We start from the raw sequence: 25,935 nt of genomic DNA on the forward strand, positions 1-25,935 counted from the left end.
ACCATTGAATCCATCAGTATTGAGCTAACTTTTCCCTTGTAATCCCCCCTCCGATAATTCAAGTTTCTCGAAGCAAATCCGAAAAGAGTTTTGTAAACGCATTGTAAACGTTTACCGATGATTGCATGTGAAATATTCTTTTAGCGGATCATGCAGAACTTTAAAAAAGATGACCAAAGTTCGCAATTTTAAGCAACGCTAATGATTCAATAATAAATTTTCAGTTAAATATTGAATATCCTAAAAACATAGACAACCACCGTAAATAACTGAACTTTTTCGATATTTACAATATATTAAAAAAGTAGTATTCAACAAGATATCAGGCCATCCTCAATTTCGCTAATCGCGTTACATACTGATGGACCTGTTGCCTGTCAATTTGAAGAAGATCAATAAAGAGATAATGGTAGTGGCAATAAGAATGCTTGATAGCGCTGCCGCTGTTCCATAACTTTGCTTGACTACTTCCGCATATATAGCAACGGACATTGTCTTTGTGCTTCCGGTATACAGGATTACGGATGCGCATAACTCATTAATGACGGTGATCCAACTCATGATCGCACCGGCAAACACACCAGGCAGCATCATGACGGCTGTAACTTTAAAGAAAGTTTTCATCGGGGAGCAACCCAAGCTGACGGATGCCTCTATCAAGCTTGGACTGATCTGGTACAGGATCGCCGCACTGGATCGAAGTGTGTAAGGAAGCTTTCTTACAATATAGGCTATGACCAAGATCGTAATCGTTCCGCTCATCAGCATCGGCTTTTTGTTAAAAGCCAGAAGAAGCGTTATGCCCAGTACAGAACCCGGTAAAATATATGGGAACATTGTAATCGTGTCGATCGTGGAGGTAAGCAGATTTTTCTTCCTGGTTGACATATAAGCTATGAACATTCCCAGAAGCACAATAATGGCTATTGCTACCAGACCGTACAAATATGTGTTGGCAACAGAATGCCACAGTCCTCTAAATACCGTTCGGTAGCTCTCCAGCGATAAGCCTGCCAGAAATCTGGAGCCTTTCGTCTCCATGAACGATGTCACCACGACGGTCAATTGAGGGATCATAGCCAGGAACACAACGAGATAAATAGCGATATGACCCAACACCCCTTTAAGGCCATCAAATGCTACTGGCTGTATCGGCTTTAAGGAACTCATTGTAAAAGATTTTTTATTGATCATATATTTCTGACCAATAAATAGCAGGGCTGTTATGAGCACCATAATCGTAGCCATAGCCGCCGAAAAATTTGCTTGACCGCCTACTTCGCTGATAAATTCGGAATAAATCATGACCGGCATGACATTAAAACCTTCCCCAATCAGCATGGGAGTGCCAAAATCCGCTATGGCATTCATAAACACCATCAGGGAACCTGCCAGCAAGGTTGGGGTTATCAATGGAAGTATAATGGTAAATACCTTTTTAACCGAATTACACCCCAGGCTTTCGGCAGCTTCGCTCAGTGATACGTCAAGCTTCTTCAAAGCTCCAGATACATAGAGATAAATAAAAGGAAATAATTTTAAAGTTAACACGATCAGAATGCCCCCAAAGCCGTAAATGCTTGGCATCTGAATCCCAAATAATTGAAAGAATTTCGTAATGATACCGCTGCGACCACATAAAAGCACCCAGGAATACGCACCGATAAATGGCGGTGACAACATTGAAATGATGATCAGGATCTCAATCAATTTCTTTCCTTTGACTTTATAAGCAGTCGTTAGATAGGCCAATGGGGCTCCGATCAAAACTGCAAGTAACGTGACGCAACAGCTAACCAAAAAACTATTAAGCAGTCCTTGATAATAATATTTTTTTTGGAAAAACTTTGTGAAATTATGAAAGGTAAATGTACCTTCGACCGGGCTTTTGAACCCACTCGCCAACAAAGATAACATAGGATAGAGCAGAAAAATGGCAAATAATATGGCTATGCACAAGGTTATTACTGTCCAAAAATCAAATTTAAGCTTAAATTTTGTCATACTTCTCACGCCCATGTAAGGCTACTCTCACTATAATTCCTCCTTTGCTGTGCAAGCCTGCAACACATGTGCTACAGACTAGTACAGCAATTCTATATGTGTGATCTAGTTGTTATCCCTGTATACTCTTAATTGCTTGTGTAGACATCTTTAAACTTATCGAGCCATTTCTGATTGTTGATCAGTTCATAGTTCAGATCTTCCTTAATGATCTTGAAATCTGTAACCGGTTTTAAACCCGTCGGCGCTTGAACATCACCCCTGGAGGCGCGCATATTAAGCTTGGTTGCTGTAAGGGCTTGTAAATCTTTGGACGTCAGGAAATCGACAAACTTTTTGGCATTATCCATATTTTTCGCGCCTTTAATGATTTGCACGGTAGCCGGAGATACAATAACGCCCTCTTTCATATAAACAACTTCCACAGGAGATCCTTGTCTAACTGCAGCAGAAGCTAATTCTTCATGAGTAATTCCGACCACATACTCACCGTCGGCAACACCCTTAGGCACTGCTGCTGAGCTTGAAATCAGCTTACCGTCGAGATTCTTTGTCAGGCTCTTGATATAATCCCAGCCCTTATTCTCATCTCCCGCACCAACGGTCTGTAATATGTTAGCGATATGAGTTAATCCTGTTGACGATTTGGATGGATCAGGAAAAGCGATCTTGCCTTTCAGCTTCGGACTGAGGAGGTCCTCATAGCCTTCAATTTTAATATCGCCAACCAGCTTCTTGTTCACCAAAAGCACCATAGGAATTACGTTGTTTCGAGTAATCGATCCCTCTGCATTTTTGGCCGAGTCTATAATTGCGGTCTCATTTTCTGATTTATACGTTTCAAACAACTGTTGTTTGGGAGATATAACCGATACCGTGCCTCCCCATTCAACATCGCCCAACGGTTTTTCCTTCTCGGCTTCGATCCTTTTTAGGAGTTCTCCTGTTCCTGCCGTAATAACTTCAACTTTAATCCCCGTTTTATTTTCAAATTCGGGAATTACCACATTCATGACATCCGACGCCGCCGATGTATAAACGACAAGGGACTTGGATGGCTCGCTTTTGCCTCCTTCTTGGCTTGTGGGACTTGAAGCAGCGCCAGTTTGTGTAGTCGGCGAGCTTGAGCAAGCTGCGCTCACTAGTAACATGCATGCTGTTAATGCAACTGTGAAAAACTTTTTCATTCTTACTCCTCCATATCTAATGTTTGTGTTACATAATCATCTTAATTGAACCGTCGTCCGTGATACTATCCAAAAAAACGGTACAACTATCCGAGAAAATGAACAGTCTATTAAAATGAAGAAATATAAAATTTTTGTAAAAACCAAAGTTCATTTTATTCCCTCTACTATCAACTAAATAGGTTGCCTTCATTTTCTGCAAAATAAAATAAGGGACTGTCCCTTAACCATACTTTATGGATATAGGACAATCCCCTTACTAATGCACAGGTTTACATCGGCATATCAACGATCTATTTTTTGATGGCTGAGAGAATTAATTTAACAGCTTCCGCTCTCGTGGATTGCTCTAGCGGAGCGAATTGATTGCCGTCTCTTCCCTGAATAAAGCCCGCCTTATGCGCCGACGCAACGTAGGTGGCAGCCCAGTCAGGAATTTGAGAGGCATCGGAGAATGTAGATACAGCAGTTGAATCCAGGTCTAACTTCAATGCTCGCGCAACCAAAGTCGTCATCTCGGCACGGTTAATGCGGTTATCAGCGCGGAACGTATTGTCATCATACCCATTCACAATGCCTGCCGTCACGGCTGCAGATATACCCGGCCTTGCCCATTGCGGAATGCTATCGTCATCTGCGAAGTCCGTCACTGCATCCTCAAGGCCAGGGAGTTGAAGCGCTCGAGTGAGCATAGCCGTAAATTCCGCGCGGGTAACGAGTCCTTGCGGGCGGAACGTATGGTCTTCAAATCCGTTCACGAAACCTATTTTTACCGCTTGCTCAATCGCTTCTTTCGCCCAATGATCGGCAATATCCGTGAATGTTACAAGCTTGCCGCCCTGGATCTCGGTTGTAATTCGGGCGTCGGCATTTTGTGTAACTGAAGCCAGTTGACTGCTTACCAGCTTCACCTCGTTCAATTCTACTTTAGTTTTGCCATTGCCAATTGCATCAAATACTAGTGTACATAGGAGTGCATCTCCATTCTTCCCGGCTTTATCTCCGATCATGGTGCTCGCAAATTGAATACTGCCGTTCTTCACGATTGGGGTAATGGACATGCCGGTGATATCGCTCTTGGCTTGCTTGAAACGTAATAGTTCGGGATCATAGCCCAAGTTGACTTCATACGCATATAAGTCCTTAAGATCATGCCCTTTTACGCTAACGATGACCTCTTGGCCGGCTTCCGGCTTTTCGTTTGAAATCGTTAAAGTAAATGAGGCACTGTCTGCAGCAAACGCCGCAAATGGAATCAGAAAGCTGAGCAGCATTAGGGTCAGGCTAGCCGTAAGAAGAAGTTTTCTTTTCATTTGAGATTATCCTTTCTAATCTTTGATTAAATCGCTAGGATGTGGGTCATCATTTAATCCTGTATTTCATTAAAAAATTTGCGGGCATGGTAACCATGCCCGCAACTCCATCTTATTCATTTACACTCCCATGACAATGAGCATACAGTCTGTCAATCATTTTAGAGCTTTTAGTTCAAAATCGCCTTGGCTACAATGGCAAGGTCTACAATGTCAACTTTGCCGTCATGGTTGACATCCGCCTTCTCATTCCAGCCTGCTTGACCCGGTTGTTTACCGTAAGCAGCTGCAACCATAGCCAAATCTCCGATTGTGGTACCTCCTGTACCTCCTCCATTGATATCTGTCGTTATTTTCTTGCTTTCGAACACTTGAATTGCCGCTTCCAATGCTGCTTTCGCGCTATCTACCTGCTGCTGGGTGGCATTCGAATCGTTTGCTGCCGCTTTGGCTGCATCGATAGCTGACTGCAATTGCGCCTTGGAACCAATCGCATACAGTCCGTTCTCATTGCCTTCCAAAGCTGCATCGTATTTCGCCTGAGCGCTTGCGATCGCCTCGTTCAAGAGCGACTTATCTACAGGTATACTAGTTACCGCTATTTGTATCTCGTGAGAAACTTCGCCGACCTGCAGTTCATTCCCCTGTGCATTGGCAATCATTACATGGTCGACAGAAATCGTCGTATAGGCTGCCTGGGTGATAGATTTGGCCGTAAATTGGATTGAGAGAAAATCGCCTTGGGCAGGTACGCTCGCACCTACGCTGGCAGCCAAAATTCGAACAGTTCCTGGCACTGAAACATCTTTATCAATGACTTGAAATCCGTCTTTCACTGACGTTACTGAATTAAACTCCAATTTTGTCGGATCAAAGTGAAGCGTCAAGTCTTGAGCATACACTTGCTGGTATACGCTTTGTGTAACGTCGGTCAGTCCCATCGTCAGAGTGAAGGTTTGGCCAGAATTTACATTCTCCGTACCAGTTATAACCGTTTTCGGCACTAGCGGCGCTACCGCTGGTTCCGCAAGTACACCGATCTCAGCGGCGCTTGCAAACCCACTATTGCCCGCTGTTGCTTCGAGCTTGACATAGGATGCATTGGTCGAAGCAAACGTTGCATATTTCAACACATTGTCGTTTGCCCAATTTCCATTTGCAACCTTAGTAAAGGATACACCATCCGTACTTACATACACGTTATAGCCTGTAATAATTCCATTGGTACCTCCTGATTGTCTTGGTAGATACGCGACTCGATTGATATTATAGGTTCCTCCAAGGTTTAAGGTAATCGATTGTGGGAGAACGTCGGATCCACTCCACTTTGTATGCCAGATCGTTCCTGGATTTCCGTCAATCGCCATGGAAGCTGCGTTGTTAGCCCCAGCCGTTTCCTGGCTTGTCGCCGTTGCCGTCATCTGTGATGAAGGGATCTTATTTACAGTTACGCTAATGCTTGTTGTCAAAGGTACGTTGTTGGGATTTTCTACCCCTGTTGGCAAAGCTACAGTTCCATTAACAGTGAAGGCCTGTGCTGTCTTTACAGTGGGATCATAGTTTGTTGCATCTACATGCCATGTCACATTGGCATCCACACTCTTTGGATCGGTAACCATAACTACTGTCTTTGGCAATCCTAGAGCGTCTGCTGTCTTTGCCGTTCCGATGTTCACTCCTGTGATGGCTGCCGGCGCTGTGATGCTCAAGTCTTTAGGAATCTTATAATCTTGGCCATACAATATCAGTTCAGCCATACCTACTCTAAATCCACCACCGGCAAGTATATCCTTAATAGTTACGCGAACATAATTGACATTCTTAAATGGATTAGCAAAAGCCTCCGGTGTAAAGTGTTGCCCCCCTACAGTGTAGTTATCAAGAGCTTTACGCCATACAACGCCATCCGTTGATACTTCTAAATCATAGGTATACCAGTTACTATCTTTTTCCCAGAAAATGCGGCTCCCCGCTACAGTTTGGGGTGTCTTAAACTTAACAGTAACGGACTGCGGTAGTTCATTTGATTTTGCCAACCAGCCTGTTCCTATGTTTGTATCTCCATCTCTTAACTTATCCGTACCTCGACCATCTTCACTTTCCGATGTTGCTGTTATTGTGTCGATGGCATTATCCGTAATAATATCATCCGGGATTTGTTCATCTGATGGTACAACCTTAAACTCATTCAGGGATGCCCAGTAATTGTTAGTAATGCTGCCTACAACGGATAACCTTACGTATCTGCCTCTGGTGTCAGCCATAGCTGTCTCTTTACCGTTTTTAGAAGTATTGGTTGATTTATCGATAACCTTAGTCCAATTCACGCCATCTTTTGAAACTTCAATGTAATATTTATATACAGCATCTGATTTCTCCCATAGCATCTGGAAGCCTTGCAAATTGTAATTTTTCCCTAGATCAACCTGCAACCATTGGGGTAAAGAACTTCCATTTGCAACCCATCTTGTAGATTCACTATTGTCTACTGCATTCGTAGCAGGGTTTCCTGGTTGCTCCGAAGATGCTGTAGTGGGTTTTCCAACAGCAATATTTTTAAAGAATGAATCTTTAGGTTCGAACTTCTCGACTCCGCCAACCCATGGAGTATGTTGTGCGACTGACACAAACTCTCCTTGGTAGGGTAACGTGCTTACCGTTGTCGTTGCTGAGGTGAGACCTTCTGAAGTAGCAGTTATTTGTATATCCCCACTTATGTCAGAAGCTCTTACAAAAGCAAAGCCTATTCCTGCTTCAACATTCTGATCTTCAACGCCAATTCTTGGCATACCTTTTCCTACAAGCTGACCATTTCCTGTTACATCGATATGAATGGAATTTAACGCATTTGGAATTACTGTACCGTTTGCATCCACAATCTTGAAATATACAGGTATTAAGTCAGAACCGTCTGCAACAGGTTTAATACCTTTATCGCGAACCTCAATTTCAAGTTTGTTTGCCTGACCAGGTGTCTTAACCGTGTGCGTTTTTACAACTTGTCCATCTAAAATAGCATCGGCTCTAAGTTCTCCCGCTACAAACTGTGACAATGTAAATTTGAATATCGGGCTGCCACCTTTTGCTACTGTATTAGGAACATCCGTTGCAGCCTGTACTCTTGTAATTTCTTTCACCAGTACATTGTTTTGATATAGTCTAACAGAATCAGCATTGCTGAAAACATTGACATTAAGACTTGATGTTGGGGAATATGAGCTTCCTATAAACACCATTGGTCCATATACAGGGTTTCTCGCTGATTGCATGGACTTCAGCCAATAGAAACCGTATTTTTCATATCTGTCTATATCTACTGATCCGGCTCCTGCTGTCACAGAGTTTGACCCACGAGTATGGTCATTCCAAACCCACATGAAATAACCGCCTATTCTCGGATTGGCATCAACCCCGCCCCAGTCAGAATAACCATCACCATTCAGCATTCTCTGACGGTTAAGAAGTGCGGATGTAACAGCAGCTTCGCCTTGTGCTCTCAAAGCCCTGCTGCCATCTCCCCAGTCACCCCATTCACGTGTTAAGAACGCTTTATTGGGAGCAAAATCCGTCCATTTACTTGGATCTGCTTGCCAATTCGTATCAACTGCCTTGTAATTAACGTCATAGTATTCACCATGAAGCCCATAGTCGTTCGCCGTATACATCTGGTTACCCGGATATTCCGAATGAGCAATTTGAGTTACTGCTTGGTTCCATGTTGCCGGAGCAGTTGGTGTTTCATTCAACGCTGCTTCCCATAAAATGACTGAGGGTCTGTTCCGATCGCGCCTTATCATTTCACGTGTATCTCTTAATGTTAAATCATAAAATTTAGTGGTGTTTGTCCAGTTCTGCCAACCAGGCTGACACTCTACGACCAACAAGCCAATTTCATCGGCTGCATCTAGAAATGCAGGATCATTCGGATAATGGGCAGCCCGCACCGCATTAAATCCATCTTCTTTCATTAGCAATGCATCGCGATATTGCATGGAATCAGACGCTGCATCCCCTATATTTTGATACTGTTGATGACGATTAGCTCCACGTATGAATATCTTCTGACCATTGATATATAAACCATCTGGCTTATACTCTATCGTTCGGACACCTATTTTAGTAGTCGTAGAATCTACTAAGCTCGAAGCATTATAGACTTCGCTTACGAGAGAATATAAATAAGGAGAATCCGGACTCCACAAACTTGGATTGGTTACAGTTATATTTTGATTGAATTGATAATCTCCGCTCGCAGCTATACTTGTTGGATCGGTTTCACCTTGTGCAACAACGTTTCCGTTCTTATCTACAAGCTTGCTGATTACTTTGGCCTCGGCGGAAACAGTATCTGCATTAACGACATGCGTTTTCACATTAACCGTTGCGCTTGAGCTTGTTACCTGAGGGTAAGTAACAAAAACACCGCCACTAGCTGTTTTATCTGCCTGTAAAGCATCGGAAATGTGCAAATTGTTCGTAATTCTCATTTTTACATCTCGATAAATGCCACCGAAGTAATGGAAGTCAAGACCCGCATCAGGTTTCCCAGGCGGCGTATCCGGATTGTCCAAACTGGATACCCTTACCGCCAGAACATTGGTTTGGCCATATTTTACCTTATTAGTAATGTCCACTGAAAAACCAACATATCCGCCATTGCGAGTGAAAACTTTTTCACCGTTCAAGTAAACATCACTATCTATCATTACACCTTCAAAATCAATATTTATTGTTTTCCCTCTATATTGCTCATCAACTGTGAAATAATTTCTGTACCAACCAATCCCTTGGTAAACGGACTGTGCGCCATTTGCATGTTTTTTTTCAAGTCTCATCGTATGAGGAATTGTAATATTGGCAAATTTGCTATCGTCGAAGACTGGGGCCTCTGCGCCAGTTAAGTCACCTTGGTAAAATCCCCAATTATTGTTGAAATTTAATATTGTTCTTTGATTCGCCCCATTTGTTTCCTGACCAGCGCTTGCGGAAGCCTCTGAATTTGGGAGGAACATTCCTAACATAAGAGTAAAAAGTAGAAGCATAGGAGTTATTTTCTTCAATGTTAGCACCTCTTTCTTTAATTTAAACATACTCGACTATCACAAACCGTTTTACTTGCTACAACTTTTTTTGAATGCGCTTACATCCCTCCTAACACATTCTCGCCCCTTGAGAAGTATTACTGATTTAGAAAACCTTCAAAAAGCGGCCTTCTATTCAAAAGTAACATATTATATCATAACTTTCTCTTAAGAATAATGACATTTCACATGAAATTTCTCACTAGATTTGGACGGTTCAGGAAAAGCGATCGTGCCTTTTAAAAAAACTTTTCATTCTTACACCTCTATTCTCATAATCATCTTAAATGAAACGTCATCAGTGAAAATATCCGAAAATTCGGTACAACTATCCGAAAAATCGATAATTTCTATTAGTTGCCCCCATAATTTCCGTCATATCGCTATCATAAGCAATGTGAACGTATATCCTGAACATCAAAAATACATGAATTCTTCAAAATACAAAGAATATGCGTCTACTTTTTTTAAAGTTTTCTCTAAATTCTGCACCATCAGAAAATGAAAAAGTCTCCAAAACCCGAGTGGGTTTGAAGACTTTTTACTATTTCCCATTAACTTTACGCCATTCGTCCAGCTGTTTCTGTTTCTCGGCGATAATCTTATCGACACCGGATTTCTTCAGCTTGCCAATAAATTCCGGCTGAAATTTGTCAGGATCGGCTGTTCCTGTCGTCAGTGCAGATAAATATTGGTCGATCACGACCTGGCACTGCGCGACTTCAGATTTGACAGCTTCCGTATCAAAAGTAAAACCGAGGATTGGTGATAAATCGGAATTTTTATTCAATTGATTCCACATTTCATCCTTATTAGAAGTATCGTTCTCAGTTTTCCATAAGATTAAATTATTCCCGAATACCCATGGAAAATTCGGATCATATCCGCTATCTTTGATCCGCTCTATACGTGTATCGGATATCTTCTTATATTGTTTGCCTTCGATACCGAAGTTTAATAAATTGGCAATTTGTGGATCGCTGTTCATCAGTTCGAGAAACATCATAGCCCGCTCTGGATTATTGGACGTACTTGAGATAGCCGTGATTGTTGCCGCAGCACGGTCAGTCGTTATGATTGGCTTGGTAAAACGTTTTCTGTACCATTCCACCCCCGTTATCGCCTTCAACCCCCCGCTACTAAAGGGATCTTCAGTCGAATCCAACGTTTGGTATGCTGGCATCGCCATTGCATATCTGGCTGCTTTTCGGTCAGCTGCTATCTCTTTCGTTGTGGCAGCATCTTTTCGAAAATAACCTTTTTCATACCACTTTCTGGTTTGTACAATAAGTTTCTTGAACTCCGGAGAGTCGTATTGGTCAATTACTTTCAAGTCTTTATCGTTCAACCGAACCCAGCCGGGCAATTTTTGGTCGCCGATAATATCGAAACCATACAAGGGTGCGGCGCCTACAAAAATGTCTCCAGTCGTCGAGTATTCCAGCGGAATCTTGTTAGTCTCCCCTTTTTTCACAGCATTCAGAAAAGGCTCCAAATCTTCAAATGTTTTTACATTCTTCCAATCAAAGTGATATTTATCAGCAAGTTCTTTCTGTACATCGAATCCATAGCTAGTAGCCATAACCTGGTAGTTGATCACACCATACAACTTGCCATTCACTTTGGCAGCGTTCCATATATTAGCCGGTACACCGGCTTTTGTTTTGGTGCCATACTTATCAAGTAATTCGTCAATCGCTACATAGGCTCCTTTGGAAGCATTTTGAAAGTAGTTATTGATCCATGTTGATGTAAATGCCAGATCGAATGGTTCGCCCGAAGCGATCATCAGGTCCATCTTCTGATCATAATTCCCAAGGTCAATCATGTTTAACTTAACTGTGGCATTTATTTTGGGTTTAATTAATCTGTTCAACTCTTCATTAATAGCTTGCAGATCCTTTTGCGGCGGGGAAGGGAAGTAATAAACCAATTCTACTTGCGGCAGATCTTTCTGACTTGGACGATCAGTTACCAAGACTTGATCAGTTCCAGATATATCTTTGGTCGGTTTATTGGAGTCACATCCTGAAATCAAAGATACCGCAGCAAATAGGATTGCCAAAATCAATACAGGACACTTGGATTCCCTTTTTCTTAACATATTTTAACCTCCAATGGAGATAATAATAACCTACGTGCCAGTATTCTACATTTTCCAATCCAATTACGCAATACATGGAACCGTTAATGACGTTCTCCAATAAATGCATTTTTCTACAAATTGTATTGTTTTTCACATATCGAGAAAACTCTTTGAAGGATTACACCACAGAGTTGGAGAAGTGACATGTACAACAAACTATCTTAAGGAGGTTAACTCCCGCATGCCGTTCCCGCTTAAATCTCCTCGCAAGACCTTATTTGCAAAAATGTTGTTTGCTCTTACGGTAACGGTTACTTTATTGATTATAGGACTGTCGTCACTTCTCTATCGAAATTTCTTTACCGCTTCTTTGGATAATATCAATCGAATGAATACTTCTATCCTGTCCCAAACCAGTTACAGCATGAAGTACATGGATACTTTGGTTAGCAAATTTATAAATACTGTTATGATGAGCCCATATACATCCGTACTACTGCATAATCAGGAAAATGATATGGTTATGCTCGGAAATGCCTTGCGCAACCTTGATAACCTTTCACTTCCACACGATTATGTACACTCGGTATATACGATCAATCTAACCTTGGACCGTATCATATCCACAGAGACGGGCAGTTTTTATACAAAAGAAAATTTCTATGATCAAGGCATTATATCATTGTTGCAGACGGTGAACAAAAATTCTCTTGCTGAAATGCCTATTGCCAGAAAAATTCCAAAACCCCAAGCCGCAACAGATTCTGAACTTGCTAATGTGTACACCTATATCATGCTCGATAGTCTGGATACGAATCAAAAATCACGCATTGCAACTGTCATCAATATCAAAGCAAGTGTTCTTCGCGATCTTATCGCTTCGTTGAATGCCAAAATAGCAGGATCTGGAAACGAAATTATCGTGATTGATTCCAATGGAACGATTGTGAACCATACCTCAGAAAGCATGTTTCTGCATAATGCGAACCAAGAATCGTATATCCAAACTATTCTTGCGGCCGATCAAGAGTCGGGGAGCTTTAAGACGAACCTGAACGGTCAAGATTATCATGTTACCTTTGTTTCTTCCGATAAACCAAAATGGAAATTTATTAGTTTGACTTCATATAAAACATTTATCGGCGCAGCTGATGCAACCAAAACTTCTACACTTTGGATATGTCTAACGATCCTAGGTCTCGGTTTATTCTTCTCATTCATCTTGTCAAGATCGCTTTATATTCCTGTCGGCAGACTTGTAGAGACAGTTAGAGGACATCTCACAAACCCTCATCATAAGGATCATTCGACAAATGACATCTATTTTCTGCAAAACGTTTTTAAAGAAATGATTACAAAAAATAATGAATGGGAAAACAAGCAAAGAGAACAGCTCGCTCCCTTAAAAAACAAGTGGCTTCAAGATATGCTGCTTGGTATCCGATATATTGATCAAGAAGCGTTGCAGGTTTCTCAAAAAGAGCTTGGCATCCATTTGAATCTAAATGGCCCGCTCAGGTTGTTACTTCTTCGCCTGGACAACTATCGCGATTTCCTCGACCGATATGATGAAAAAGACCGTTGGCTCTTAAAATTCGGCATTGCTAACATCGTTAATGAAATCATATCAGAAGGATATAAATTGGAAAATATTTATCTTGAAAACAATCAACTCCTGCTGCTTTTGGAAATCGACTCCTCAGAGAATATTGAAACTACAGAAGGTACCTTAAGAGGCCTAATCGAACTAGCGCAACACGCTGTAAACCAGTACTTGAAACTCTCGTTTTCCGCAACTCTAAGCAGCCCTGTCTATTCCTATTTCCAACTCAATGAGTGTTATTCCAATACATTGGCACTATCTTCTTATCGGATCATAGCAGGGCATAGCAGCTTCCTGACTCCAACTTTCCGAAGTTCGATCAAGGAAACACTAATTTCCTTTCCCGAGAGTAAGGCCAAAATGTTACTTGATTCCTTGAAGTTGGGCCATCTGGATAAAGCCAACGAAGCGTACTACGATTTTATTAGCCAACTTTCCGGAACGACTTATGAAAACTTGCTTTCGTCCATTATGCAGCTAAGCTTCATGTTAAGAACAACCTTTAATGTCATTTTAGAAAATCATGAATTTCAAAAGCCTGAGCTATTCCAGATTGTTTCCAGAAATATAGAGCAGTTCGAAACCATTGAAGAAATTCATGAAACCTTCTTGTCCATATTTTCCGAAATCATCCGCGTCATGGAACAAAATAAACATAATAAACACAATTCAATAATTTCAAGAATCATAAAAGTGATCGAGGAACAATACCGTGATAATAACTTAAATCTACGTCTCATCTCAGACGAGTTTCAAATGTCAAACGTTTACTTGGGGAAAATATTCAAAGAAGCTACAGGTAAATCCGTTTCAGAGTATATTACTGACGTGCGAATGAATCATGTCAAACAATTGCTGGACAACAGCAATCTTTCAACCAAGCAAATTTTAGATCAATGCGGTTTGGAAGAGACAAACTATTTTTATACTATTTTCAAAAAACGCTTCGGCGTTTCGTTGTCTCAATACAAGATTGAGAAAAATAAAACGTGAATTGCCCCGCTCCAAGAAACAAAAATAACAAAAGGTATACTCTCCTCACAGTATGAGGAAGTATACCTTTTACATTAACACAATTGATAAGAAAAATATTGATCGAACCGATCATAATACAATGTGGAAACGTTACGAGCATGTGTCGGGACGAGCAGTTCCCAACGTTCAACCATGCCGATCCGAAGAGCCGCGAGGAGTCATTACAGAAAAATATTGCTGATATTCAAAAGGATATTGATACCCACGATCAGCTTTTGAAAAGTCGACTTAGTTATATGGTACTTGGCCAAGATAAGCAAATTATCGATAATGAACCATGTTTTATACAGTAAAAGCAGGGGAATTTTTTCCTCAGATCTGCCACAGACTCCAAGTAAAAATTAAGAAATTAACGATTTAACGCATAGTTGTCCCATTGTTGTGTCCAGCAGCACCTCATACAAAGACTGATAAAGCTCTTACTCTTCGTATCAAAACTAACCCCCCGCTCCTTATCACCTACTGCCCTTTAGTACTGTTATTGCGATATTCCTTGGGGGAAACGCCGACATTTTTGCGGAACGAAAAACTGAAATAGTTCGCATCGGCATAGCCTACCTTTTCAGCGATCTCCAACGCTTTCATATCTGTGGTGCGTAGCAGCTCCTTCGCCGTCTCCATGCGGATATGGTTCAAATAGTTAACGAAGGTCATTTTTGTTTCTATTTTGAAAATTCTACTGAAATATCCCGCGCTAATATGCAAATAGCCGCACACTTTATTAATCGTAATATCGCCTTCATGATAATGATTTTTCGTATAATCTTTGGCCATTTCCACCAGATTCTTATAGGTATATTGGCGGTCCGTAGCGATATGATTCATTATCGAGGCGCACAGCTCGGCAAGCCAGTGCTTGGCTTCTTCTAAGGATGTGAACTTATTGATCTCTGTAAAAGGAATGAAGTTGTCGCCGAATACCTCATCCACATTCAAATTCGAATCCTTGGCCGCCTTCAGAATGGAAGTCAAAATTTCGAGCAAATAAATCTGGTAGTCCTTAACGGAGACAGCCCCTTCAATCCCATGAAAAAGCTCCTCCATCGTCACCCGGATCTCCTGATTCGTCCCGAACTTAATACAGCGCGTCAAAGCGTGCTCCTTCACATCGTCAAAGCGGACCTTCTCCACGCTACGCATCTCCACGTCATTGATGGAAATGATCCGGTTATTGCCAAGAATAAGTCTATAATCCAGCGCCAGCACCGCATCTTCATACGAATAGCTGATCTTCGTCACATCCTTCAGGACAGTGCCAATACCAACCGTTAAAGTGAGCTTCAAATATTTCTCCACATTCTGCCGCACTTCTTCCAGCACCTTCATTGTCTGTTGCAGTGCGGCTCCTCTGTCCTCGCTTTCTCTCGCAGCCAATACAACCACTTGATCGTTATGCATGAAAACAAGGCCCAGACGGCGTTTATCGATAATTTCCTCTGTAATATTTAATAGGGCGAAGTATTTTAGCGCTTGATCCTTCGAATATTTCAATGAAACCGACTTGGATAGCTCTTCTCGATTTTCCAGGTCCTCTTCAGGAATTAGCACCCCGTCTATACATATGACAGCAGCGACGAAGCTTTTACCATTTAGCTCAATTCCGTAGTTGGCCGCTTTCTCATACACTTCTTCACGCGGGAGTTTCCGGTTCATGAGTGTCGCTAGAAATTTCTCTTTGAGCACAGGCATGCTTTTCCGGTAATGCTCCATGAGGAGCTGTACATTTTCCCGGTGTGCCTCTTCCTCCTGAATCTGCCCCTTCACCTTCAGTAAAATATTGATGAGCTCTTGCGCGGAAAAAGGCTTCAGCACATACTCGTCAATATGAAGCTTTATCGCTCTTTGGGCATAGTCGAACTCATCATGCCCCGTGAGGATGATGAGCTTAATAGTAGGAAAGCGCTCCCGAATCGCTTCAGCAAGCTGAAGTCCATTCATGAACGGCATCTGAATGTCCGTTACCACAACGTCAGGCAGCAGTCTTTCTACCATTTCCAGTGCTTCTCTACCGTTCTCCGCTTTCTCAAGAACCTCGAAGCCGATTGCTTCCCAGTTCACTTCGCGGACGGCCCCTTCCCGCACATCTTCTTCGTCATCCACTAAAATCAGCTTGTACATAATCGTCCCCCAAAACATTTACATATATAGTTTATTTGTAAACAATTAGAAATTAACTACTTTTGGAATACACAACCGGCTTACACCAAACTAAATCGACTATCTCAACCAGCCTAAATGCCTCTGCCCCATCATGGAAGACCTCATCAAGAATTATCCATAAATTTACATTTAAATGTTCTCTATGCACTTCCCGAATCCAGGCTTCGTCGTCTTTAATTACCGTCTTAGCCATTATGCTTGCCTCACATTCATCTTGTAGTCAGCTGCAAGAAACCCCGCGGTTCGACGAAAACGTTCATACTTTTCTCCCTTTCTACACATCGATGTAGCCCAATCTTAGTTTCAAGTCCTCACAAAAGGAACAACAAAAAATTAGATTTTCTCTAAAAAATAAGAAAAAAAACCTCTGAGAGCCATAAATTATATCTTTCTCGTTCGTCTCCTGAGCAGGCATTCCAAATTTACCAAAAGGAGGATCAGTCAATCGATTTGGAAATCATTCGAACCGTTCACGTGTAAGGATCGTAAATCCCAATATAAACAATACGCCGTCCACTGGAGTTGAAATTACCACCACAGAGCGCAAAAAACCTTGATTAACAAGGTTTCGTTGTAGGTATTTTCATGTCGTTAGATTGCAGAAAAAAGATTCGTGTATTAAGCTGATTGGCAAATTGACCGCATGAATTTCAATGTTGAAATTGCTCAAAACACTCCTTAACCCCAGGTATGATTGCTTTTATGTCGAGGTTAGAGTTGAAGTTCGTAGCAGTATGTGATTTACATGTTTATATCTACTCTAACTACATTTCGATCCTGAGACTGGATGCAATGTCTTATCCCGAACAATAACTTGATCATAACTTGGCTCCAAGACACTCGGAACCTCATATAGGATTAGTCCAAGCTGTCCAAGAGTGTTTTCAACTGAGGGGGGCAAGGAGCAATGCATTCAGAGTACTGACCAACCTCATCTTGGATTTAATTCGCTGCAAGTCGTTTTATCGACAAATGGGGAATAAAGGAAATTGGCTTAGGAAAGGGGTCACTTCAAAACCATAAAAGTTATGTGCTCCCCATAGCCCAAATTGTCACCTTGTGAAACGATAACCAAAATTCCAAAAAAATCCACACGATAGCTGGTATTTAATCAACTTATTTAGAGTTCATGTATTTACGCATATCAAACGCTACTGCCGCAACGATAATGATACCTTTGATGATCAACTGCCAGTAAGGGCTAATTCCGATAAACGTCAAACCGTAGTTGATTACGCTGAAAATTAATACCCCAGCAAGAACGCCTGGAACCGTCCCGATACCGCCTGATGTAGATACGCCGCCGACTACGCAAGCTGCGATCGCATCAAGCTCGTACATGTTTCCGTAGTTATTCGTCGCACCGCCGGTTCTTGCCGCTTCCAGCACCCCAGCCAATCCGTACATAGCACCCGCGATGGAGTAAATGTAAATCAGGTAACGGTTAACGTTAATCCCTGAAACGACTGCTGCGTGAATGTTGCCGCCGATCGCGTACATGTATTTACCAAGCTTAGTTTTGTTGAACACTATCCAGACGATAATCGCTACAGCAACAGCAATAATAACGATGTAAGGTAATGAATACGTGGCATCAGATCCGATAGAACCTGTTCCTAGTTTACTAAAGTCAGGTCTCAAGCCACCGATAGGCTGAGACTGATTCGGCTTCATGTCGAAGTATAAGGAGTTGGCACCGTATACTGCAACCATCGTTCCTAGTGTTGCGATGAATGGTGGAACTTTCAATTTAGCAACGATAATCCCATTAATAAAACCTACCAAAAGGCCTGCTAGAATTGCAATGATAATTGGAACAAGCAGCGGTAAATGAAGTAGATCCGGGAAGAATCTGCGGCCGTAATCCTGCGTTTGCAGCATGGATGCCGAGATAACAGCTGTCAAACCGACAATCCGTCCGGTCGAAAGGTCGGTACCTTCCGTGATCAAGATGAATGCAGCGCCCAAAGCAATAATGACACGTGTGGATGACTGCAGCAAAATATCACGTAGGATACTAACGGATAAAAAACGCGGATCATAAATTGCGATCCCAATAACGAGCACGACCAATACGATGTAGATTGCGTATTTGGTCACGAACCCACTAATGTCTCTAGATTTTAATGTTTCTGTTTTTGTACTCATGGTTTCTTGGCCCCCCATTTATGCCATATGCTGTGCAGCAAGGCGCATGATCTCTTCTTCTGTTGCTTTATTTCCTTCTACGATCCCCGTAAGGCGTCCTTCACACATGACCATGATTCGATCTGACATCCCAATAAGCTCGGGCATTTCAGAAGAGATCATGATAATACTTTTTCCCTGCTTCGCAAGGCCAGCAATGATGGAATAAATCTCAAACTTCGCTCCTACATCAATTCCGCGCGTTGGCTCATCAAGCAGGAGCACGTCCGGCTCTGTAAGCAGCCATCTGGCCAAGAGCACCTTCTGTTGGTTACCGCCAGAAAGGTTTTTGATCAACGCATGCATGTTCGGTGTTTTCACGCGCAGCATCTCAATGCTTTTCTCTACCTCAACTCTTCGTTTCGCTTCATTGATGAACCCAAGCGGGTTCATGTATCGACCCAAGTTTGCGATGACCGTATTCTCAAGCACTGATAATACCGGGAAAATCCCTGTCACGCGGCGCTCTTCCGTGAGCAGCGCGATTTTATGCTTGATAGCGTCAATCGGCGATTTAAGCTTTACCTGCTTGCCATGGATCGAAATTTGACCGGATACTACTCCACGTAGTCCGAACAAAGCTTCCATTAGTTCCGTACGCTGAGCTCCAACCAGACCGCCTACACCAAGAATTTCTCCCTTGCGAAGGTCGAAAGAAACATTTTTAAAGGATCTTGGAACTACCGAAGTTAGTCCCTCAACACTCATTAATACACCGTTCGGTACATTGCTTCGTTCAGGGAAACGCTCTTTGAGATCACGTCCAACCATCTTCGAGATGATCATATCCGTTGTCAGCTCTGACGATGGCCACGTCCCAATTTTTATTCCATCACGCATAATCGTTACTTCATCCGAGATTTCAAGAATTTCTTCCATTTTATGTGAAATATAGATGATCGAGACGCCACGACTCTTCAGATCGCGAATGATGCGAAATAGCTGTTCAACTTCATTCCCTGTTAATGACGAAGTCGGTTCATCCATAACAATGACTTTAGAATTGAAAGAAACGGCTTTGGCAATTTCAATGGACTGCACTTTCGATACCGACAAGGTACCAACGAGTGTGTCCGGTTTAATATCCATCTGGAGCTGCTCAAACAATTTTTCTGTATCTCTACGCATTTTCTTGTGATCCACTAGCTTCAAAGGTCCGATGCCTCTTTGCGGGAAGCGGCCCAACCAAATGTTCTCCATCACGTTACGATGTGGAACCGGGTGCAGCTCCTGATGAATCATGGAAATGCCGTTTACTAACGCATCCTTGGAATTAAGGATGGACACGGTCTCGCCGTTCAGCTTGATCTCTCCGCCATCCGGCTTATAAATGCCGAATAAGCATTTCATCAATGTTGATTTCCCAGCCCCATTTTCTCCCATCAAAGCATGCACGCTTCCTGGGCGAACCTTCAGGGTAACGTTATCCAGCGCCTTAACGCCGGGGAACTCTTTGGAGATTTGATTCATTTCCAGTAAATACTCATGTAATGTCATGGTAACTCCCCCTACCAGCTCACGATAATCCCCACAGAGTGAAGCCATTGTTCTAAGCCTATTTCTCTATATCTTTGCACGGGTTTCCAAATAAGGAAGGCAAGAGCGGATAACTGCTCTTGCCCGCTTCTATTCGGATTACTTGTCTTTGAAGTAACCTTTTGCTTTCAAAGCTTCGATAGCGCCAAGAGCCATATCGTCGTTTTTCGCAAGAACAGCTGTTCCGGATTGCTCAGCTCTCGCGCCTACGCAGTAAACTTTATCCCATTTCTTCATGTCATCAGCAAGCGGCACACGGTACAAGAAGACAACCGGCCCACGTTAGCTGTTTTCGCTTTATCGGTAAGCCCCCTCCCTAAAAGGTTGTTTTGTTCATTTGCATTTCTAAATATACGGCATGCGACTAAAGAAACAAATGCAAAATCCTGATTTCTTTCTATTGAAATACACACCAAACTAAAAACGGCCTAAACAATTTTAAATGCAATAAAAACCGCAATCCACCGGCACTGATATCGAGAATCAAAACAGGAGCTTGTCCTAAAATGGATATTCAATCTTTACGGAATTCCTCCAAACGCGTGCTGGCCTCAAGTAAACAATATATAAAAAAGGTATATTCTCCTCGAAACATAAGGAAATATACCTTTTTTTTAGTCTCAACTATTTACAGAACTTATTTCTGACTTCAATGAATTTCAATAATTAACCACTTTCATTCTTTTCTTCTCGCGGATTCCTAGCAACTTCCAGTTTACTGGGCTTCATAAAATTTGTCGGACTAGTTCCAGTATATTTTTTGAACACAATACAAAAATACTTATAATCATTGAAGCCCGTCATACTTGCTATTTCATATATCCGGCATTTACCTGTGGCGAGCAGTTCTACAGCTATTTGAAGCCTGTATTTGTTAAGAATGTCCAAAAAAGTCTTGGAGGTAACCTCTTTCAACTTACGGCTCAAGTAGCTTGGACTTACTCCCAATCCATCGGCAATAGCTTCAATGGTCAGCTTTTTATGGTATTCACTTTTGATTTTCTTTATTGTCTCACTGACATAATAATTCTGATTATATTCACCAATAAGAAAGCCGTCCACATCCATTTGTTGTGTATCGCCTATCGTTTTCGTTATATTGTTAATGTCGTGATAAACCCTACCTTGCCTAATGTTCTTAATATTTCCAATAATTTCCGCAAGTTTTATTTCATCCACAGGCTTTACCAAATATTCAAACACTTTCAATGAAATAGCCTGCTTTGCATATTCAAATTCCGTATAACTGGTCAGGATGATGCTATGAAACGCGTATATTCTCACAGCCTTCTCCAACATATCTATCCCATTCATAATAGGCATCCTAATATCTGTAATCACTAAATCGGGCCGGTGCTGCTGGATCAATTGGAGTCCTTTCTGTCCGTCATCCGTATCACCTACAACCGTACAATGCATGGACTGCCAATCAATGCCATGAACAAGCCCTTTTCTTATAATCTCCTCATCTTCAACGATAATCACCCTAAGCATGCTCACTACCTCCCCCTGCCAACCGGCAAAGTGACCCTTACGTTTGTATCGCATTAAATGTCAGCGCAAATAGTATTGCATCACCATCCAGAAATGAAATGAGTTTATCATCCAGATGAAAATGCCCCAAACCATCCTGAGATTTATTCAAACATTCCGATACCATTATTTTTGCGAATCTCCCATCATATGAATAGTCCGATTATTGAATATTGATTTAAAGTTACAAAAACGGTACTCAATAAAAACAGCCAAGCCTTGTTAAGCTTGACCATTCGTTATTTCTTTGTCATTGGTAGAGGTCGTTTGTTCCCGATACTGGCTCGGCGTCATTTGGGTAACCCGTTTGAACGCGGTGAAAAAAGTCGTTCTCGATTGAAAGCCCGATCGTTCCGCAATGTCGATAATAGGCATGTCCGACGTAACCAGCAATTCTTTTACCCGATCCACCCTTTTTTGCAAGATGAAATCCGACAAGGTGATTTGATACGTATCTTTGAAGATTTGGCGAATATAACCGCCTGAATATCCTAAATGCTCGGCTATCTCTTCAACAGTTAACATCGAGTCATGCAAGTGCAAGTCAACATAATCAGCGATTTCGGGAGCAAGCTCATTTTTCCGGCCGCCGGTCGTTTGAGCCTGTGCAAGGTCTATGATCTGGTCCATTTCCGTCAGCATCCACTGCTTGATTTCCGTCAAAGAATCGAATTTCTCAAGAAATTGATTTCCTTCTTTAATATCATTTTCGTCCATGACTTTACTGAACGCTTTTACGATTCGAAATAGCATAATATTTAAGTACACTTTGCATTCCGCATAGGGAAGTGTTTGAAGCTGTCCGAACAATCGCTCAACCACTTTATGCGTTCGATCTCTATCGCCCGATTTAACCAAACCGATCACCTCTTGGATCAGGGATTCGTCCAACGTTACGATATGGCCTTTGACGAGCTGGTCGTAGTCCTCCTGCATGTAAATTTTCGATTCTCCTGACAGAAAATTCATAAATGTCAAATCGTAAATTCTGTCATATACAGTTCTCAGATTCTCACGGATTGCTCCTTGTTCACCGATCGCCATGACGACTTGAATGCCCAGCCAGTTACCGATTTGCTTTGCTGCTTCATGCAACAAGCCGAGTATTGAATCTTTGGCAGTATCACAACCAAAAAGCAATACCAGATGATCGCTTCCCAGATCGACGGGTTCGCACAAATATCCGCCATTCATGAAAATTTCTTGCGTGATGTTCCCGATCGAATACTTCAAAAGCTTTCGAGATCCATAATCATACTTTTCACAAAATAAGGAATAGCCTGTTAATCGGAACACAGCCAAATTCAAGTCTGTGTTGTTAGCGATTTCTGTCATATATGATAATTCTGTCCGCATTGCATCGGAGATGGAGCCATGAAGGATCCAGTGCCTCAAATATTCGGCTTTTATAAGACCTTGATAATTTCTTCTTGAACTATTCATTTCCTCCAAGTTGTTCATCATGTAGTCAAGACCGCTTTTTATGATCGTAAACTCTTCGAATGGCGCTCGGTTGGCATACTGAAGACGCGTTCCGAACAAATTTTGCAGCTGTTTGGCTAACACACTGAAACGCCCCATGCTGCGTTTGGAATTCCAAAATGCGCCGATAAAAAGAAGGATCAAGAGAATCAGGCAAGATAAGAGGATTTTGCTCTGGAACCGGTCTACCCTGCCGCTAACGTCTTTCAACTTCACAATGGAGTACAGCTGCCAGTTCTCTGTTTGAATTTTTTTGTGATGAATCAGGTAGACATTTCCTTTGATTTTTACCGTGAACTGTTCCGCAGATTCTTCGGCAATCCTGTTCATAGCGGCGTGATCGAACTCCGACGGCACGTCTCCCACCACGATGCTATGTTGCTCGTCCAAAATTGAGAACTCCGTGTTACCGTTGTTCCTGTTCTGCAGCAAGTATTTTTGCAGTAGCGATCGATCCAGCACCATTACAAGATATCCGCGGTTTTCCTTCAACTGGGCAGAAGGAATGACTAAGGCTAGCAATGACCGTCCGTCGTATTCGAACCTATGAAATGCCAGGAATGCAGGCCGATGCCTTATTGCGTTATTAATAAGCTCACGATCTTTGAACTCGGCCAGAGAATGAATTCCTTCAACCGAATCGAGCACATTGCCGGTCTCCATATTGACCAAATAAGTAGCGGAGATAAACGGTTGCAAGGACATGAAATTCATTAGCGAGCTCAAAGCTTCCTTTGCGATTAACGGATCTTCCGTTTCCGAATCTTCTTTTAGCCAAGAAGAAATATAGGGATCCTGACTCATAGTCAACCCGTAAGATTGCAAGTTATCCAACATGTAGTCGAAGCTTTGGCTCAGACTATCCGTCTTCTCTGAAATGAAATCATTGATTTCCGTCAACGCTTGCTTGGAATATTGATTCGTCAAAAAATAGGAAAATGGAATAATAATTACGGTAAAAAAGGCTGCCAAATAGAAAAAAATACGGAGGTAGGATTTGCCGATTATGTTGCGCATAGGTTCCTCCATCGCTTGATATTAATGTCCAAATCTTAATGCAATTCTCTTCCTCTGTAAAGTTGATTATCAACACAATCCTTTTAAAGGCCAAAAAGAGCGGAGTATCACCGCTCTTTCGGAATGCCACGAAATTACTTTTTAGAAAGGAAAGCATCAATTTGTTTTTGTTCTTCAGTTTGAATTTTTTTAGCTAAACCCGATGCCGCTGTCTTGAATTGTAACCAGCTGGAATCTGGATCTACTACCCCGTTCATAATTGCCGTATAGTACTTAGCTTCAATTGTATTATATTGAGCGATTTCATTGGCAACTGGTGTATTGTCAAAAGTGAAACCTGTCAAAATATCGGTTGTGAAGTTATTGGCTACTTTTGTATACTTATTGTAATTTTGCGTTTCGGGATCTTGGTTGGCATCCAGTCGGTCGAATAATGGGTTCAAAATCCAAGCAAAAGGGAACCAAGCATATCCATTCGATATCGATTTGTATTGATCGTCACCGACTGGCTCCCAATCCTCGCCTTTTATTCCATAAGTCAACAAGTCGTAATTGTCTCTTTGGTTCGCCCAGTCCAGGAACTGAATCGCCCGTTCCTTGTTTTTGCTCACCGCCGGAACCGCAATAAAATTCCATTGTTGAAAGTTCGAGATGTTTGCTTTCGGAGTCGCATCGAAAAAGGTAACTGCTTCGAATTCGGCATTCGGATCGTTCTGTTTGACAGCACTTTGAATATCTGGCGAGATACCAAAGTTGTTTTGATCGAAAATCGCGACTTTCCCTTCTTTGGCCGGTTGGCTCAAATCTTTGATTGCAAGCACGTCTTTACCGATAATGCCATCCTGATAAAGTTTACGAGCGTTTTTGATCCAAGACCAAATTGTTGGATCCATTTCATCAAACAGGTTATACACTTTGCCGTCGTTGTTTTTAGTGTAGAGCACCAGACTTTGCGTGAGGACCGGGCTTGGCGACAAATGGTTTTTTGTATCGAAAAACCGACGGAACACCGCTTCTGACATGTCTTTGAGCCCATCCTGGCCGGCTGGTAGTAATGGTATAATACCGGGGACTTTCTCTTTTACGGCATATGCGAATTTGATCAAATCGTCGTACGATTTAATCGGCGCGATCCCCAGTTTCTCTCGAATATCTTTGCGGACATAATAGCCTCGTCCCTGGAAATGGGCGGCTCCTAGAGGGATGCCATATATTTTCCCACTAAACTTATTGGCATCCCACATCTGCTGCGGACGCGCCTTTACGATGTTCTGGCCGTATTGATCAAGCAAGCCTTCCAATGGCTCATAGCTGCCGGCAGCGATCTGTTGCGAAAGGTGCAACCACGGCGCATCAAAAATAAGATCAATGCTTTCGCCCGATGCCAGCGTGAGCTGCGTTTTTTGAGCCAAATCCGCCCATGGCACGAACGTGATGTCCAATTTGACGTTTAGGGTATCCGCCATTCTTTTTTCTGCTTCTGCGATAACGGCATCCATTCGTGCAGGACGGTCGCCTGGAATCATGATTTTCAATGTAACTTTTTCCAGCTTTTGATTCGTTTTTGATGTGGCTGGACTAGAGCTGCCGCTTGGTGCAGCGCTTTCTGTTTCGTTGTTTTTTCCGCTGCATGCGCTCAAAAGCATTGTTGCCATTAATGTGATTAGGATTATCGATTTGCTTTTTTTCATTGTTTTTCCTCCCTATATGA

At 42.1% G+C, this 25,935-nt stretch carries 13 protein-coding genes and 1 pseudogene; 1 reads left to right on the forward strand and 13 read right to left on the reverse strand.

The window, feature by feature from the left end; all coding sequences use genetic code 11:
* Positions 1-351: 351 nt before the first annotated feature.
* The 5 genes from GC097_RS02595 to GC097_RS02615 form a co-directional block, all read right to left on the reverse strand.
* Positions 352-2,019: an ABC transporter permease gene (locus tag GC097_RS02595; protein WP_312875599.1), complete on the reverse strand. Its 1,668-nt coding sequence runs from the start codon at positions 2,017-2,019 to the stop codon at positions 352-354.
* Positions 2,020-2,132: 113 nt separating this feature from the next.
* A complete protein-coding gene (locus GC097_RS02600; protein ID WP_171681797.1) occupies positions 2,133-3,191 on the reverse strand; it encodes an ABC transporter substrate-binding protein in 1,059 nt (352 codons plus the stop codon).
* A 293-nt stretch (positions 3,192-3,484) separates the two neighbouring features.
* Positions 3,485-4,504: an S-layer homology domain-containing protein gene (locus GC097_RS02605; RefSeq protein ID WP_171681798.1), complete on the reverse strand. Its 1,020-nt coding sequence runs from the start codon at positions 4,502-4,504 to the stop codon at positions 3,485-3,487.
* A 170-nt stretch (positions 4,505-4,674) separates the two neighbouring features.
* Complete coding sequence (locus GC097_RS02610) at positions 4,675-9,564, reverse strand: discoidin domain-containing protein (protein WP_171681799.1); 4,890 nt, start codon at positions 9,562-9,564, stop codon at positions 4,675-4,677.
* Between the two features lie 565 nt (positions 9,565-10,129).
* On the reverse strand, positions 10,130-11,689 hold the full coding sequence (locus GC097_RS02615; RefSeq protein WP_171681800.1) for an ABC transporter substrate-binding protein: 1,560 nt from the start codon (positions 11,687-11,689) through the stop codon (positions 10,130-10,132).
* A 223-nt stretch (positions 11,690-11,912) separates the two neighbouring features.
* Here GC097_RS02615 and GC097_RS02620 point away from each other — a divergent pair, with 223 nt between their 5' ends.
* Positions 11,913-14,267 (forward strand): helix-turn-helix domain-containing protein, encoded by a 2,355-nt coding sequence (locus GC097_RS02620; RefSeq protein WP_171681801.1) that lies wholly within the window; start codon positions 11,913-11,915, stop codon positions 14,265-14,267.
* A 501-nt stretch (positions 14,268-14,768) separates the two neighbouring features.
* On the opposite strand, the gene GC097_RS02625 is transcribed toward GC097_RS02620, so the two are convergent.
* From GC097_RS02625 to GC097_RS02660, 8 genes and pseudogenes are all read right to left on the reverse strand, one after another.
* A complete protein-coding gene (locus GC097_RS02625) occupies positions 14,769-16,427 on the reverse strand; it encodes a response regulator (RefSeq protein WP_171681802.1) in 1,659 nt (552 codons plus the stop codon).
* Between the two features lie 52 nt (positions 16,428-16,479).
* Positions 16,480-16,662, reverse strand: a complete 183-nt coding sequence (locus GC097_RS02630; RefSeq protein ID WP_171681803.1) for a hypothetical protein — start codon at positions 16,660-16,662, stop codon at positions 16,480-16,482.
* 923 nt (positions 16,663-17,585) lie between these two features.
* Complete coding sequence (gene mglC / locus GC097_RS02635; RefSeq protein WP_171681804.1) at positions 17,586-18,617, reverse strand: galactose/methyl galactoside ABC transporter permease MglC; 1,032 nt, start codon at positions 18,615-18,617, stop codon at positions 17,586-17,588.
* An 18-nt stretch (positions 18,618-18,635) separates the two neighbouring features.
* A complete protein-coding gene (locus GC097_RS02640; protein WP_171681805.1) occupies positions 18,636-20,153 on the reverse strand; it encodes a sugar ABC transporter ATP-binding protein in 1,518 nt (505 codons plus the stop codon).
* Positions 20,154-20,300: 147 nt separating this feature from the next.
* Positions 20,301-20,500: pseudogene (locus GC097_RS02645) on the reverse strand (hypothetical protein); the annotation flags it as partial.
* 358 nt (positions 20,501-20,858) lie between these two features.
* Positions 20,859-21,686 carry a response regulator transcription factor gene (locus tag GC097_RS02650; RefSeq protein WP_171681806.1) on the reverse strand — a complete coding sequence of 276 codons (828 nt, stop codon included), beginning with the start codon at positions 21,684-21,686 and terminating at the stop codon, positions 20,859-20,861.
* 261 nt (positions 21,687-21,947) lie between these two features.
* Positions 21,948-24,224, reverse strand: coding sequence for an AraC family transcriptional regulator (locus GC097_RS35415; RefSeq protein WP_171681807.1), 2,277 nt, complete (start codon positions 24,222-24,224; stop codon positions 21,948-21,950).
* A gap of 134 nt (positions 24,225-24,358) precedes the next feature.
* Positions 24,359-25,915, reverse strand: coding sequence for a DUF3502 domain-containing protein (locus GC097_RS02660; RefSeq protein WP_171681808.1), 1,557 nt, complete (start codon positions 25,913-25,915; stop codon positions 24,359-24,361).
* Between the last annotated feature and the right edge of the window lie 20 nt (positions 25,916-25,935).

This window comes from Paenibacillus planticolens (assembly GCF_013141725.1).
GTDB lineage: Bacteria > Bacillota > Bacilli > Paenibacillales > NBRC-103111 > Paenibacillus_E > Paenibacillus_E planticolens.

Excerpts from the sequence above, each read along its gene's own strand:
- GC097_RS02595 (WP_312875599.1), bottom strand. The coding sequence starts at position 2,019 with ATGGGCGTGAGAAGTATGACAAAATTTAAGCTTAAATTTGATTTTTGG.
- GC097_RS02600 (WP_171681797.1), bottom strand. The coding sequence starts at position 3,191 with ATGAAAAAGTTTTTCACAGTTGCATTAACAGCATGCATGTTACTAGTG.
- GC097_RS02605 (WP_171681798.1), bottom strand. The coding sequence starts at position 4,504 with ATGAAAAGAAAACTTCTTCTTACGGCTAGCCTGACCCTAATGCTGCTC.
- GC097_RS02615 (WP_171681800.1), bottom strand. The coding sequence starts at position 11,689 with ATGTTAAGAAAAAGGGAATCCAAGTGTCCTGTATTGATTTTGGCAATC.
- GC097_RS02620 (WP_171681801.1), top strand. The coding sequence starts at position 11,913 with ATGCCGTTCCCGCTTAAATCTCCTCGCAAGACCTTATTTGCAAAAATG.
- GC097_RS02625 (WP_171681802.1), bottom strand. The coding sequence starts at position 16,427 with ATGTACAAGCTGATTTTAGTGGATGACGAAGAAGATGTGCGGGAAGGG.
- GC097_RS02630 (WP_171681803.1), bottom strand. The coding sequence starts at position 16,662 with ATGGCTAAGACGGTAATTAAAGACGACGAAGCCTGGATTCGGGAAGTG.
- mglC (WP_171681804.1), bottom strand. The coding sequence starts at position 18,617 with ATGAGTACAAAAACAGAAACATTAAAATCTAGAGACATTAGTGGGTTC.
- GC097_RS02640 (WP_171681805.1), bottom strand. The coding sequence starts at position 20,153 with ATGACATTACATGAGTATTTACTGGAAATGAATCAAATCTCCAAAGAG.
- GC097_RS02650 (WP_171681806.1), bottom strand. The coding sequence starts at position 21,686 with ATGCTTAGGGTGATTATCGTTGAAGATGAGGAGATTATAAGAAAAGGG.
- GC097_RS35415 (WP_171681807.1), bottom strand. The coding sequence starts at position 24,224 with ATGCGCAACATAATCGGCAAATCCTACCTCCGTATTTTTTTCTATTTG.
- GC097_RS02660 (WP_171681808.1), bottom strand. The coding sequence starts at position 25,915 with ATGAAAAAAAGCAAATCGATAATCCTAATCACATTAATGGCAACAATG.